Genomic DNA, 13,954 nt, shown 5'->3' with positions numbered 1-13,954 from the left:
TGCGATGTGAACACGCGTTTCAGCGCTGGCTTGCGCTCTGCTTTCCGACTTTGGGCGGCTCGAGCATCACTTCCTTCAAATGGTCCCCGGCGGCGACGACGACCACGAAATTCAGCTTGCCGTCCTGTCTCACGAGACCACCGGCCAGCGCACTGCCGCTCGCAGCTCTCTCGGCGACCTGCACCGCATCCGACATTTCCTGCTTGATCCATTTCAAGGCAATCATGTTGGCGAGAACGTCCCGATCCAGCTCCTTCAGGGAAGACTCCACCTCCTTGCCCGTAACGCTTCCGGAATTTGCATCGACGGCGTTCTCCCACACGCTTTCATTTCTCATGGTGCGAACGCGGTAGACGGGCGGGTTGGCAAGCTCAAAGCTGATGTCGGCAGTCTTCGAGCCGTCATGCAGGCGCTCGGCGACCTCAATTGCCCGGCTGAGCGGGACTCGTATGGTGCGGAATTCCGTGAGCACGCGCCGAATCGCAGCGTCCTCGGCTTCGCTTTGCGCCGTCGCGCCCGGCCTGTCCGCGTCTGCGGGATTTTGTGCCACGTCGGCAACGGCGCCGGTCGCCGTGAGCGCGGCGGACCATACAATCAGGGCAAACAAATGCTTCTTCGACATTGGTGAACCTCGTCTAAAATTGGTCGATCGCCTACCAAAGGCGAGTGAGAGTGAATGTATCGCTGCAAGAGCCGTGGGCTGCCGAGCCGCAACGGCCATGCGGTGTCGTGCGCCGCGCGGCTCGACGTCGTTTCTCGGTAGAGAGGTGAGAAAGCTTGCGGGTTATCTCCGGCGAAGCCAATGCAATGGAATTTCGGGAGACGTCCTCGACCGCCGACTGTTCGAGACTGTTGCGCACCTCTGCAGGCATCGTCACGGGAGAAACCTCGTTTTCATCGGTTTGCTCGTCCGAGCCCGTGCTTTGAATCGTATCGGGTGCATGATCCGGCTGCGAAGTGGCTGCGGCGATCTCCTTGTCAGCGGATGCCGGCAGGAGCTGATTGGCATCGATCACGACACGCTCCGGTCCCTTGAGGTCGGAGTAGATGCGAATTAAAGGCCGTACAGGATCCGGTTCTGCAAAGTGGTTCGGCAGCTGCGCAGGCAGCGCCCAGCCGGTCGCCAAAAGCAAGCACGCCAGTACACTGCCGACCGTGACAAGATAGCCGCGCAAGGGAAGGCCGTGATCAGTCGATCGGCGTGCGTGCATGAACTCGAGGGATCGTCGGTTCACGGCCGCGTCCCCTGGCAGCGACAAGTCGGTCTCATTGTCAGATACTCCAAAGGCGCGATGCCGCTTCGCGTGCTCGGCGTTTGCAGTTTCATTTCGGCGAAGTTCAGCACGCCAGGACTCCGGACGTCGTCTCACGCGGTGTGCGGGAGATAGTCGATTTCGTCGGGCGCAACGCCTCTACGCGCCAGTTCGGACTCGATCATGTCGAACATGCATTCGAGCGGCGCGAGCCAGGCGTTGACCCAGTAGATGATGCTGTTCCGGGCCATCAGCAGAGCCGGCGTCATGCGAATGTCCTCCGTTCCTGGCCAAGCCTGACGGTACTGAGCCGGCGGGCGCCGAGGGTATGGACCCAGGCGACCATCGAGATCGTGATGCCGAGCAGCAGGCTCAGGACCACGAGACACAAAGCGAAGACAACGTTCAGCGACGCAGCGGCGAGCCCCGGTAAGGGATTTTCACGCATCAACGCGAATAGAAGAGTTGACATTCTCGACCTCATTAATAAACTATACCGTATATTTCATATAGACCATGCTTCGCGGTTGATGTCAAAGGCATGGGCCTCACAAACGCGTTACGGCGAAGCGAGGCTCTGCTCCGGCGAGCCGGAAGCTTCAAGCGGTGAAAGGATTCGACCTGATGAGCTCAGGAAGTCGGATCTCAGCGAAGCGTGCAAAACAGTGTTCGAGCAGGCGAGCACCGGATCAGACAGGGCCAAATAGAAGCAGCTTCAGAGGGGCGAGATCAGCTCCGCGCTGATTGCATCAACCTTTTTGGAAACAGGAGCGACACCATGAGTACCATGTACATTCCGGCTTTGGCCGCATTCGGCGGCTCCGCTTTCGGATCGGTTTCGACCATCGTGAGTGGATGGTTCAGCCGACGACGTAGATTGCGTGAGCGTCATCACACCCGCTCGTTCTCGAAGCGCGAGCGGCTGTATCGCAGCTTCATCGAGGAAGCATCACGGCTCTACGCCGACGCCCTGATCAATGATCAGGCAGAAATTCCGCAGCTCGTCAGTCTCCATACGTTGGTGGGACGAATGCGAATTCTCTCGAGCAACGAGGTCGTTCAGGCCGCCGAGCGCACCGGGCGCCTGATCATCGAAACCTACCTGTCGCCAAATCGCACGTTTGTGGATCTGCCCAACTTTATCGAGGAAATAGACCCATTGCGCGATTTCGGCGAAGCCTGCCGCTGCGAGCTCATGAACCTGCCGGCCCGGTGAGAAGCATCATGCGCGAGCAGATTGACGAGCGGACCAGGAATGCGGATGGGCGCTACAGAATCGTGCAGGCAGCCAAGGCTCTCTATTGTCAGATCGGTCACAACAAGACCACCGTGGCCGACATCGGGCGGAGCTTGTCGATGTCCTCAGCCAACGTCTATCGCTTCTTTCACTCAAAGCGGGCGATCGAGGAAGCTGTCGTAGGAGAGGTGCTCGACGACATCCTGAGCGCGGCAGCCGAGGCGGGGCGCAGCGGCGGCTCGGCGCTGCGGCGCCTGACCACAATCCTGAAGGCGATTGCCGAATGTAACGAAGGTCGAGCTGTAAAGGACCGGAGACTGCAGGACCTTGTGGCGTTGGCCGTTCGGCAGAATTGGTCCGTCGCCCCAGCCTACGAAGACCAGATCAGGGGGCTGGTCCGGCCAGTGATCGGCACCGGGCAAGAAAACGGGGAGTTACGGGACGGCAATCCGATGGCATTGACCCGCTGTCTTCTGGCAGCCATGGATGTCTACCTCGATCCCTCGCGGACCGGTGTGACGACGCTTCGACCAAGCTTCGACGAAATGTTGAGTTTCTGTACGGGTGCGCTGCGCCGCACGCCGTCGGTGCAAGCGCTCAAGATAGCGTCGCACCTGGAACTGACGGTAGGCCGCTGACGGATCGGCTCCGGCGCCTCGCGATAAGACGGCAAGCCTGCAACTAGAGCATGATCCGGAAAAGTGTGAAGCGGTTTTCCGAAAAGATCATGCTCAAACAAGGAGCTAAAGCGCGATGACGATTCAACCCAATCTCATCGCGCCTTAGTGCTACCAATCCGACTCGCACGCCGCCAGGAAGAAGCCGACCCGTTCGCGCACGAAACCGGGAAGCTCCTTCTTCAGGTCTTTCGGCGGCTCGCCGATGAGCGAGCGAAACAGCATTGGCAGCAGGATCAGGTCGAGGAATATCTGCGCGGTGGCGCGGCTTCGCTTGGCGCTGAACGGACCCCTTGGTGAACGGGCGAGCTTCTGCGTGGCGCTGTCCAGCAACTGCGACACCGCGGCCAGGGAGCGATCGCGTGCGGCGTCGTGGACGTTGCGGCTCAGTTCGGGAAACCGCTGAGATTCGGCGATCGTCGCCCGGACCATGCCGAGCGACTCCTCGATAACTCTGTCGATAATGGCGGTTCCGAGGCTCATCAACTTGTCCTCGATGGTGCGGCCCTCGGGTGAGAAGCCTTCAAAATCCGTTAGCCCGTCGATGCTGCGGGCCACCACGGCCGCGAACAGCGCTTCTTTGCCAGGGAAGTGAGCATAGATGGTCGGCTTGCTCGCGGGAGCAAGTTCGGAAATGTCGTCGATGCTTGCGCTGCGGAAGCCTTTTTCGAGAAACAGTTGCTGGGCCGCATCGAGAATTCGTGCCGGCGCGTCGCCGGCAAGATCCTTGGGCGGTCTGCCTCGCTTCGTCTTCTTCATTCTAGGACCTCCGAAATCACGAGTCTGTGCGCGTCGCTTTCCCACTTGACATGAGCTGCGAAGAAAGGCAATGAAAAGAAAATATACGGTATAGTTTATTAAAGCGGGCCTCGATGGTTGTGGGCCTCGCGAATGCTTCCGCGACGATCAGGCTCGCAGAGGTGGGGCGTTCGAGCCCAATCGTCCGAGCAAAATGAGGAGAGTGTCGTGACTGTCTTGAGCCCAGACCCGTCCGGCTTGCCGGAGCGCGTTCTGTTGCGCGAACTGCATCACAGGGTCACCAACGGGGTTGCCTTCGCCATTGGTCTTGTCTCCGCCGCCGCTATTCGGGCTGAGGGGAAGGAAGCCAAAAGCGCACTCAGCGATGTCGTGGAACTGCTGCACGGTTATGCCGACGTGCATCGCGCTCTGGCGATGCCCGCGGGAGATACGCTGATTCACGCCGCCACCTACATTCGCAAACTGGGACGTGGCATGCGCCGGGCGCTGCTGGACCGGATGAACATTCAACTGGCCTTCGCGACGCACTGCCTCGCGCTTCAGCCGGAGCGCTGCTGGCACCTGGGACTGATCGTCCATGAACTCGTGATGCACGCGGCTAGGCATGCCTGCTTCGACGCGCGGGCCGGGCAGATCAAGGTCAAGCTGACGCGCGCCGGCACGCTGGTGAATTGCGTCGTCCTGGACAACGGCTCGCGCCCGGCGCGCGACGTCTCTGACCGCGAATTGCGAACAGCGAGAGATCTTGCCAGGGCTCTCGGCGGCCGGATCGAGCAAGGCTTTGGCGCCGAATTCACCTCGATTGTCCTCTCGTTTCCGCTCAGCCAGCGCGAGCTGGGTCCAAACCGGTCAATCGCGACGCGCCAGATGAGGGTTCCGCGCCGCACGAGAGCTGCCGCTCCAGACGAAGTGGTGTTCAACGCCCGCGCAGCGGCCGATCAACGCGGGCCTACCGCTGCGATTGATCCCTTTGCGGGATTGCTGCGCCAGCACGACCGCGACCTGGTCGTCCCCAATCAGTTCGCCGATGTCCTTGGCGGGCTGCTGTCGCCTTTCCATCCTACGGACGCCTCATGACAACCCAACCTTCCAATCCGACCGATCCGCTTCGGACGCTCCCAGCGGCGACGGTCCTCGTCGCGGCGGCCGTGCTTGCCGGCGTCGCGCTGAGCGGCTGCAACGACCGCGCGGCGCAGACGGCCACGCGCGCTACACTGGTTAGGACCACGATCGTTCAGCCGCGTGACCGGCAAGCCTCCCTCACGCTGACCGGGGAGATCCAGGCGCGCTTCCGTGCCGATCTATCTTTCCGCGTCAGTGGACGCGTGGTTGCCCGCACCGTGGACGTCGGTGCTCACGTCAACAAAGGCGACGTTCTCGCCCGGCTCGATCCGGCGGAGCAACAAGCCGACGTCGATGCCGCGACCGCGGCAGTGGCCTCGGCCGAAGCTCAGCTGCGGGTGGCGAAGGCTACGTTCGAGCGGCAGAAAGCGCTGATCGCGAGCGGCTTCACCACCCGGACCGTGTACGATCAGGCCCAGGAAGGTTTACGCACCGCAGAGGGCGTGCTGGAAGCCGCCAAGGCTCAGCTGGGCACCTCCGGGGATGCGCTCGGCTATACCGTCCTGCGCGCTGAAGCCGACGGTGTCATTACCGCTCGAAACCTCGAGGTCGGCCAGGTCGTTCCGGCTGCCCAACCTGTGTTCTCGCTTGCCCAAGATGGGGAGCGGGATGCCGTCTTTGAGGTCTATGAATCCGTATTTCTTGGCGAGACCGACAGCCGCCGCGTCGCGCTGGCGCTGGTCTCCGATCCCGGCGTGACCGCGATGGGTGAGGTGAGAGAGATTTCACCGGCGATCGACGCGAAGAGCTCCACGATCCGCGTCAAAGTGTCCATCGAGAATCCACCGGCCGCGATGACGCTGGGCAGCGCCGTCGCGGGAACTGTCACGACGAAAGCTCAGAAGGACATCACCTTGCCCTGGAGCGCGCTGATGGCCGTGGGCAGGAAGCCGGCCGTCTGGACCGTCGACCCGAAAACGCAGACAGCGTCGCTGAAGCCCGTCACGGTCGGCGCTTATGAAGCCGGTCAGGTGCTGATCAAGGCAGGCCTCGAGCCCGGCGAGCGCGTCGTCGTCGACGGCGGCAAGCTTCTGAGCGTCGGCCAGTCGGTCACTGAGGAGGGAGGTCAGTCATGAAGCGACAGGTCATGATGATCGCTGGCACGCTCGCGGCGGCCTCGTTGCTCACCGGCTGTCAGCAGGAGACGAATGCGCCGGAGCCCGTGCGCCCCGTGCTCTCAATGGTGGCCAAGCAGAACAGCGGTGACGGCACGGTTGCCGTCGGCGTGGTCGAGCCGCGCTACAAGACCAACCTTGGTTTTCGCGTGCTCGGACGGCTGACTTCGCGCCCGGTCTACGTTGGCGACATCGTCAGCGAAGGACAAATCATCGGGACGATCGATCCCACCGCACTCGATCTCGCCGTTCGTGCGGCCAAAGCCCAGCTTGCGAAGGCCGAGGCGCAGCTTGCGACGACCAGGGCCACGGAGGAGCGGCAGCGCACGCTGATCACCAGCGATGCGACCACCAGGCAGACGCTGGATAATGCCGAGCAGGCCCGCGCCGGCGCCGAAGCAAGCGTCGCGCAGGAGCAGGCGAACCTGACCAAAGCCATCGAGCAACTCGGCTATGCTCAGATCAAGGCGGACTTCGGCGGCGTCGTTACCGCCGTCGGCGCGGAAGTCGGCCAGGTGGTCTCGCCCGGTCAAACCGTAGTGACGGTCGCGCGGCCGGACATTCGCGAGGCGGTCGTCGATATCGGGGACGACCTACCTGTGCCGCTCGAAGTCGGTCTCCCGTTCACCGTCAGCCTGCAGCTCCTTCCCGCGGTTCAGGTCGAAGGCAGCATCCGCGAAATCGCGCCGCAGGCCGATGCGGTGACGCGGCTGCGACGTGTCCGTATTGCGCTCGACAACCCGCCCGAAAGCTTCCGTCTTGGCGCGACCGTCACGGCAAGGCTCGGGAAGGACCAGAGCAGGGTCTTGCGCCTGCCCGCATCAGCGGTGCTCGCCAGCGACGGCGCCGATTTCGTCTGGGTGGTCGATCGGTCCGCCGGCACCGTCTCGCTGCAGAAGATCAATGCTGTCGCCGAACAGGCGGGCATCCGCGTCACCGGCGGGCTTGCCGAAGGCACCCGGGTCGTCACCGCCGGAATTCACAGCCTCAAGCCCGGACAACATGTCCGTATCGAACAGGATCAAGAGCCATGAAGTCGTTCAACCTCTCGGACTGGGCGCTCGGCCATCGCTCGCTCGTCTGGTATTTCATGATCGCCTTCATGGCGGCAGGCCTGTTTGCCTATCTCCAACTCGGGCGGCAGGAAGATCCCGACTTCACCATCAAGACAATGGTGATCCAGGCGCAGTGGCCGGGCGCCTCGCCCGAGGAAATGACGCGCCAGGTTACCGACCGGATCGAGAAGAAGCTGGAGGAACTGGAATCGCTCGACTACACCAAGAGCGTGACGGTCGCAGGCCAGACCACCGTCTTCGTCTACTTGCGCGATTCGACCAAGGCGGCCGACGTCAAGCCGACCTGGGTGCGCGTCCGCAACATGATCGCGGACATCAGGGGCGATTTCCCACAAGGCGTGATCGGACCCGGTTTCAATGACCGCTTCGGTGACGTCTTCGGCAACGTCTATGCCTTCACCAGCGACGGCTTGAGCCAGCGACAGCTCCGCGACCAGGTCGAGGACATCCGCGCCAAGGTGCTGACCGTGCCTGATGTCGGCAAGGTCGACATTCTCGGCGCGCAGGACGAGGTGATCTATCTCGAATTCTCCACCCGCAAGATCGCGGCCCTCGGCCTCGATGTCCACGCCATCATGAATTCGCTGCAAGGGCAGAACGCGGTGGCGCCCTCCGGCGTGTTCCAGGAGGGGCCGGAGCGGATCAGCGTGCGCGTGAACGGCCAGTTCGCCTCAGAGGCGAGCCTCAAGGCAGTCAATCTCCGCATCAACGATCGCTTCTTCCCGCTGACCGATGTTGCGACCATCACGCGCGGCTACGCCGATCCGCCATCAACCCTGTTCAGATACAAAGGTCAGCCGGCTATCGCACTCGCGATTGGTATGAAATCCGGTGCCAACCTGCTCCAGTTCGGCGAGGCGCTGAAGGAGGAGATGACCAGGATCATCGCCGACCTGCCGATCGGCGTTGGCGTGCACCGCGTCGCCGACCAGCCCGTCGTGGTCGAACATGCGGTCTCGGGCTTCACCGAAGCGTTGTTCGAGGCCGTCATCATCGTGCTCGGCATCAGCTTCCTGAGCCTTGGCCTGCGGGCCGGTCTCGTGGTCGCCATCGCCATTCCGCTCGTGCTCGCGATCACCTTCGTCGTGATGGCCTATTGCGGCATCTCGCTGCAACGTATTTCGCTTGGGGCCCTGATCATCGCGCTTGGCCTCCTGGTCGACGATGCCATGATCGCGGTCGAAATGATGGTGGCGCGGCTCGAGATCGGCGATCCCCTCGAAAAGGCGGCAACGCACGTCTACACGTCGACCGCGTTCCCGATGCTGACGGGAACGCTTGTCACCGTGGCCGGCTTCATCCCGATCGGGCTCAACAGCAGCAATGCCGGCGAGTTTACTTTCACCCTGTTCGTGGTGATTGCGGTCTCATTGATCGTCTCCTGGATCGTGGCCGTCTTGTTCACGCCGCTGCTCGGCGTCACCATCCTGCCGGCCAGGATGAAGGGGCATCACGGGCAGAAGGGCCGGCTGGCGCAGATGTTCGCGCGCCTGCTGCTGTTCTGCATGCATCACCGCTGGAGCACCGTCGCGGTGACGGCCGGCGCCTTCCTGCTCGCCGTGTTCGGTTTGCAGTTCGTGCAGCAGCAGTTCTTTCCCTCGTCGGACCGCGCCGAGCTCGTGATCGACTGGAATCTGCCGCAGAATGCCTCGATCACCGACACCAATACGCAGATGACGCGCTTCGAGCGCGAGCAATTGCAGGGCAACGCTTCCGTCGAGCATTGGTCGACGTTTGTCGGTACCGGCGCACCGCGCTTCGTGCTGTCATTCGATCTGCAGACCGCCAACACATGGTTTGGCCAGCAGGTGATCGTGACCAAGGGGGGAATTGCTGCGCGCGATCGCCTTAAGTCGCAGTTCGAGGACTACTTGCGGAAAACCTTCCCGGGCACCGACACCTACGTCAAGCTGCTCGAGGTTGGCCCTCCCGTGGGACGTCCGGTGCAATATCGCCTGAGCGGCCCCGATATCGCTGAGGTCCGCGACCTGTCGCAGAAACTTGCCGGGATTATTCGCAGCAATCCTGATCTCGGGAACGTCGTGTTCGACTGGATGGAGCCGGCGCGCGTCGTCAAGGTCGACGTGCTCCAGGACAAGGCACGCCAGCTTGGCGTCACCTCGGAAGACATCGCCACCACCCTTAATTCGGTGCTCCAGGGCTCGCCGGTCACGCAGGTGCGTGACAGCATCTATCTGGTCAATGTCACGGGACGGGCGACCGCGCCCGAGCGCGCTTCGATCGATACGCTGCGCGACCTGCAATTGACGGGTCTTGGCGGCCAATCGGTTCCGCTAGGGGCGGTTGCCAATCTGCGCTACGAGCTGGAGCAGCCCACGATCTGGCGCCGCGGGCGGATTCCGACCATCACGCTGAAAGCCGCCGTCGTCGGCAACGTTCAGCCGAAGACGGTCGTCGACCAGCTCGCGCCGAAGGTGGCGGAATTTACCAAGCAGCTGCCCGCGGGATACTCGGTGAAGATCGGCGGCTCGGTGGAGGAGAGTGCCAAGAGCCAGGGGCCGATCGTCGCGGTCGTGCCGCTGATGCTGTTCGTCATGGCCACCGTGCTGATGGTGCAGCTGCAGAGCTTTTCGCGTCTGTTCCTGGTGTTCGCGGTCGCGCCGCTCGCGTTGATCGGTGTCGTCACGGCGCTGCTGCCGAGTGGGGCGCCGCTGGGCTTCGTCGCCATCCTCGGCGTACTCGCCCTTATCGGCATCCTGATCCGGAATTCGTGATCCTGATCGTGCAGATCGAGGACCTGAAGAAGGAGGGCAGGCCGGCCTGGGATGCAGTGGTGGAAGCAACCGAGCATCGCATGCGCCCGATCCTGCTGACGGCCGCCGCTGCAAGTCTCGCGCTGATTCCGATCGCGCGGGAGATTTTCTGGGGCCCGATGGCCTATGCCATGATGGGCGGCATCATCGTCGGCACGCTGCTGACCTTGCTGTTCCTGCCGGCGCTGTATGTGGCGTGGTTCAGGATCCATCCTGAGCGCGGCGATGAATCAGTGGCAACGGGCAGCGGGGAAGGGGAGCAAGATGCCATTTGGCCGCAGCCGGTTGCTGGGCAGCGTACGCCGACGCCCGTTCCGGAGCTGGCGCACGAGTGACGGTCTCATCGCGAGCGGGACATGAACCAGCGTAAGCGCCGGGTCATCCCGACCTGTTGGTTCTCGGCTGCGGCCTCCGAGCGCACAGGTTAGACCGCAACAGAACTGAATGTGTCAGTGGTCGCGCCTCCTCGACTGAACCTTCGATCGCTGGTTTTGTGTTCGAACTGGGCGCGTTCAAATCAGGCTGTGCACCGACTGCGCTTGTGCGACGAATGCTCAACTTCGGCCGATCGATGCTGGAATGTCGTAACGCGTAAGCAATGGCTTCCGGTCGCCCTGCGCGCTCGCCCAGGGAGCGCCATTTCCACCAGATTTCCAGCATCATCACACCGTCCCCGCGGCCTCACGCCGCGGCGAGCACCGGTTGCGCCGGGCGCTTCGTGATCATCAGCGACAGCACGGCAGCGATGATGCCGGTCAGGCCGGCGATCATGAAGGCCTGCAGATAGTCGCCCTGGCTGGAGCGCATGAAGCCGGCGAAGAACGCGGCGCAGGCGGCGCCGAGCTGATGGCCGGCGACGACCCAGCCGAACACCAAGGGTGCGTTCTTGTCGCCGAAGGCTTCGTTGGCGATCCGCACGGTCGGCGGCACGGTCGCGATCCAGTCGAGGCCATAGAACACCGCGAACACCGACAGGCTCACCAGCGAGAAATCCGAGTAGGGCAGGTAGATCAGCGACAGGCCGCGCAGCCCGTAATACAGGAACAACAGCTTGCGCGGATCGAAGCGGTCGGTGAGCCAGCCCGACAGCGTGGTGCCGAACAGGTCGAAGAATCCCATCAGGGCGAGCAGGCCTGCCGCCTGCACCTCGACGATGCCATGGTCGCCGCAGAACGCGATCAGATGGGTGCCGACGAGGCCGTTGGTGGTGAAGCCGCAGATGAAGAAGGTCGCGAACAGGAACCAGAACGCCCGCGTCCTGGCGGCGCGCACGAGGTTGCTGAGCGCGGCGACGAACGGATTGCCCGCAGCAGGCAGCGCAGGTTGATCGTCGTGCCGGCTGCCGAACGAGCGCAGGCCGACCGACGCGGGCCGCTCGGGCACCAGGAAATACACCAGCGGGATCAGCGCCGCGCAGCATGCGGCGACCGTCAGCACCACCGGCTTCCAGCCGCCCCATGCCACCAGCGCCGCGAGGCCCGGCATGAAGATCAGCGTGCCGGTCGCGGTCGACGCGGTCAGAAGCCCCATGACGAGGCCGCGATTGGTGGTGAACCAGCGGTTGACGATGGTGGCGCCGAGCACGTTGGCGACCGCGCCCGAGCCGATGCCCGACAGCAGGCCCCAGGTCAGGAACAATTGCCACGGCGCGGTCATGAAATAGCTCGCGCCGGTCGAGGCCGACATCAGCAGCAGCGCGCCCAGCACCGTGCGGCGGATACCGAAGCGCTGCATCACGGCTGCTGCGAACGGGCCGGCGAGGCCGTACAGGAAGATGCCGACCGCGGCCGACGAGGAGATCACGCCGACGTCCCAGCCGAACGCCGCTTGCAGCGGCAGCATCAGCACGCCCGGCGTCGCGCGCAGGCCGGCGGAGGCGAGCAGCGAAAGGAAGATCACGGCGACGACGACGAACGCATAGTTCTGCCCGAACGGGCGTCTCGACACGGGGGCGGCTTGAAGCGGGGTCTGGGTCATGTTACTAACCGGTACGTATTGCGATGCGGCGTGTATACGTACCGGTTAGTAACATTGTCAAGGGCCCCTGCGGAGAGGATCCGGAGAACGTCATGAAGAAAGCCGTCGAACCACAAGCGGAACGCCCGGAACGCCCGGTCCGGGCCGCCGACCGGATCCGCGCCTCCGCCAGCGAATTGTTCTATCGCGAGGGCATCCGCGCCGTCGGCGTCGACGAGGTGGTCGAGCGCGCCGGCGTCACCAAGCCGAGCCTCTATCGCAGCTTCGCCTCCAAGGACGATCTCGCCGCTGCCTATATGCGCGACTACGACCTCGACTTCTGGGAGAAGTTCGAGAACCCCGGCGGAAAGTCCTACAGCGATCCGCGCGAGCATGTGCTGGCCTATATCCGTGTGCTGTCGACGCGCGCGGTGCGCAAGGGCTATCGCGGCTGCGGCCTCAGCAACGCCACCGTCGAATATCCGGCGCGTGACAATCCCGCGCGGCAGGTCGCCGAAGCGCACAAGAAGGTGTTCCGCAAGCGCCTGCGCGATCTCGCCGCCGGCATGGGCGCGCGCCAGCCCGCCGTGCTCGGCGATGCCCTGCTGCTGCTGATCGAAGGCATCTACAGCACCGGCCAGCAGTCGGAAGAGGGCCCGGCGCAGTCGGCGCTCGCGGCGGCCAAGCTCCTGATCGATGCCAGCGTAGCGAAGCCGTGAGGTTGAGCGGCATCGGAGGTTCACCTCTCCCTTGGGAGAGGTCGGCGCACCCGGATCGGCGCTTCGCGCCGTCCGAGCAGAGGCTCCGCGCCGGGTGAGGGGTTACGGTCCCTCGTGAGACCTGCGGCCCCTCACCCGATTTGCTTCGCAAATCGACCTAAGAGCGAGCTTCGCTCGTCTCGACCCCGCCGGGGAGAGGTGAACCGCCAGCCCGCCTCAAGCCCACCGTCGAAACACCAGGCTGGCGTTGACGCCGCCGAATCCGAAACCGTTCGAGATCGCGTGTTCGATGGCCATCGGCCGCGCGACATTGGCGACGAGGTCGATCCCCTCAGCGGCGGAATCGGCATTCTCCAGGTTGAGCGTCGGCGGCGCGACCTGGTCGCGCAGCGCCAGGATCGTGAAGATCGCCTCGACGCCGCCGGCAGCACCCAGCAGATGTCCGGTCGCCGACTTGGTCGCGCTGACGGCAATCCCGCTTTCGCTCCCGAACACGCGCTTGATCGCCTCGATCTCGCCGAGATCGCCGACCGGCGTCGATGTCGAATGCGCGTTGAGATGCTGGATCTCGCCGGGCCGCAAGCCGGCCTGCTCCAATGCCGCCTGCATCGCGCGGCGGGCACCGTCGCCGTCTTCGGGACCTGCGGTGATGTGATAGGCGTCCGCCGTGGTGCCGTAGCCTGTGAGCTCGGCGATCGGCTGCGCGCCGCGCCGCAGCGCGTGTTCGAGCTCCTCGATGACGAGCACGCCTGCGCCTTCGCCCATCACGAAACCGTCCCGGTCGCGGTCGAACGGCCGCGAGGCCCGCGCCGGCGTGTCGTTGAACGACGTCGACAGCGCCCGCGCCGCCGCAAAGCCGCCGAGGCTCACCGGATCGATGCAGGCCTCCGCGCCGCCGCAGATCGCAACGTCGGCCTCGTTGGACCTGATCAGGCGCGCGGCATCGCCGATCGCCTGAACGCTCGCAGCACAAGCGGTCACCGGCGCGCCGATCGCACCCTTGAAGCCGTAGCGGATGCTGATGTGCCCGGCCGCGAGATTGGCCAGGAAGGCGGGCACGGTGAATGGCGACAGCCGGCGTGTCCCGCTTTTCTCCACCGTGCGCACGGCGTCCGCGATCGCGGGAAACCCGCCGATCCCGGTTGCGATCACGGTCGCGGTGCGCTCTTGCGCCCGCGCCTCGGCCGGCATCCAGCCGGCCTGCGCCACCGCTTCCGCCGCGGCCAGCAGCGCGAACAGGATGAACCGGTCCATCTTCTTCTGGTC

General features: G+C 63.9%; 13 protein-coding genes and 1 pseudogene. 7 read left to right on the top strand and 7 right to left on the bottom strand.

Features of this window, described 5'->3' with window-relative positions:
* Positions 1–19 precede the first annotated feature (19 nt).
* The 4 genes from H8A92_RS08550 to H8A92_RS08535 form a co-directional block, all read right to left on the bottom strand.
* Positions 20–622: a PepSY domain-containing protein gene (locus tag H8A92_RS08550; protein ID WP_229195396.1), complete on the bottom strand. Its 603-nt coding sequence runs from the start codon at positions 620–622 to the stop codon at positions 20–22.
* Positions 623–653: 31 nt separating this feature from the next.
* Positions 654–1,235: a hypothetical protein gene (locus tag H8A92_RS08545; RefSeq protein ID WP_229195395.1), complete on the bottom strand. Its 582-nt coding sequence runs from the start codon at positions 1,233–1,235 to the stop codon at positions 654–656.
* 131 nt (positions 1,236–1,366) lie between these two features.
* Positions 1,367–1,522, bottom strand: a complete 156-nt coding sequence (locus tag H8A92_RS08540; protein ID WP_229195393.1) for a hypothetical protein — start codon at positions 1,520–1,522, stop codon at positions 1,367–1,369.
* Positions 1,519–1,725 carry a hypothetical protein gene (locus H8A92_RS08535; protein ID WP_229195392.1) on the bottom strand — a complete coding sequence of 69 codons (207 nt, stop codon included), beginning with the start codon at positions 1,723–1,725 and terminating at the stop codon, positions 1,519–1,521. Before H8A92_RS08535 ends, H8A92_RS08540 begins: the two co-directional genes overlap by 4 nt.
* A gap of 306 nt (positions 1,726–2,031) precedes the next feature.
* Between H8A92_RS08535 and H8A92_RS08530 the strand changes: the two genes are divergently transcribed.
* Both H8A92_RS08530 and H8A92_RS08525 read left to right on the top strand, forming a co-directional pair.
* The gene (locus H8A92_RS08530; RefSeq protein WP_229195390.1) at positions 2,032–2,469 is read left to right on the top strand and encodes a hypothetical protein; all 438 of its coding nucleotides are present in this window, start codon (positions 2,032–2,034) and stop codon (positions 2,467–2,469) included.
* An 8-nt stretch (positions 2,470–2,477) separates the two neighbouring features.
* Positions 2,478–3,128: a TetR/AcrR family transcriptional regulator gene (locus H8A92_RS08525; RefSeq protein WP_229195389.1), complete on the top strand. Its 651-nt coding sequence runs from the start codon at positions 2,478–2,480 to the stop codon at positions 3,126–3,128.
* Positions 3,129–3,278: 150 nt separating this feature from the next.
* Here H8A92_RS08525 and H8A92_RS08520 read toward each other — a convergent pair whose 3' ends face one another.
* Positions 3,279–3,926 carry a TetR/AcrR family transcriptional regulator gene (locus H8A92_RS08520; RefSeq protein ID WP_229195388.1) on the bottom strand — a complete coding sequence of 216 codons (648 nt, stop codon included), beginning with the start codon at positions 3,924–3,926 and terminating at the stop codon, positions 3,279–3,281.
* A gap of 207 nt (positions 3,927–4,133) precedes the next feature.
* On the opposite strand from H8A92_RS08520, the gene H8A92_RS08515 reads away from it, so the two are divergent.
* The 4 genes and pseudogenes from H8A92_RS08515 to H8A92_RS08500 all read left to right on the top strand — a co-directional run bounded on the left by H8A92_RS08515 (position 4,134) and on the right by H8A92_RS08500 (position 10,348).
* Positions 4,134–5,003, top strand: coding sequence for a histidine kinase dimerization/phosphoacceptor domain -containing protein (locus H8A92_RS08515; protein WP_229195387.1), 870 nt, complete (start codon positions 4,134–4,136; stop codon positions 5,001–5,003).
* On the top strand, positions 5,000–6,124 hold the full coding sequence (locus H8A92_RS08510) for an efflux RND transporter periplasmic adaptor subunit (RefSeq protein WP_229195386.1): 1,125 nt from the start codon (positions 5,000–5,002) through the stop codon (positions 6,122–6,124). Before H8A92_RS08515 ends, H8A92_RS08510 begins: the two co-directional genes overlap by 4 nt.
* Positions 6,121–7,197 carry an efflux RND transporter periplasmic adaptor subunit gene (locus H8A92_RS08505; protein ID WP_229195385.1) on the top strand — a complete coding sequence of 359 codons (1,077 nt, stop codon included), beginning with the start codon at positions 6,121–6,123 and terminating at the stop codon, positions 7,195–7,197. The genes H8A92_RS08510 and H8A92_RS08505 overlap by 4 nt, the downstream gene beginning before the upstream one ends.
* Positions 7,194–10,348, top strand: a pseudogene (locus H8A92_RS08500) (efflux RND transporter permease subunit). The gene H8A92_RS08505 and the pseudogene H8A92_RS08500 overlap by 4 nt, the downstream one beginning before the upstream one ends.
* Positions 10,349–10,694: 346 nt before the next feature.
* On the opposite strand, the gene H8A92_RS08495 reads toward H8A92_RS08500, so the two are convergent.
* Positions 10,695–11,990, bottom strand: a complete 1,296-nt coding sequence (locus tag H8A92_RS08495; RefSeq protein WP_229195384.1) for an MFS transporter — start codon at positions 11,988–11,990, stop codon at positions 10,695–10,697.
* 92 nt (positions 11,991–12,082) lie between these two features.
* Here H8A92_RS08495 and H8A92_RS08490 point away from each other — a divergent pair, with 92 nt between their 5' ends.
* A complete protein-coding gene (locus H8A92_RS08490; protein WP_229195383.1) occupies positions 12,083–12,688 on the top strand; it encodes a TetR/AcrR family transcriptional regulator in 606 nt (201 codons plus the stop codon).
* Positions 12,689–12,904: 216 nt separating this feature from the next.
* On the opposite strand, the gene H8A92_RS08485 is transcribed toward H8A92_RS08490, so the two are convergent.
* Positions 12,905–13,954 (bottom strand): beta-ketoacyl-ACP synthase (locus H8A92_RS08485; protein WP_229195382.1); only part of this gene is annotated, 1,050 nt, incomplete at its 5' end.

The sequence above is a fragment of the Bradyrhizobium acaciae genome (genome assembly GCF_020889785.1).
In the GTDB taxonomy this organism is placed as follows: Bacteria; Pseudomonadota; Alphaproteobacteria; order Rhizobiales; family Xanthobacteraceae; genus Bradyrhizobium; species Bradyrhizobium acaciae.
This window is presented reverse-complemented; position numbering and strand designations above follow the sequence as displayed.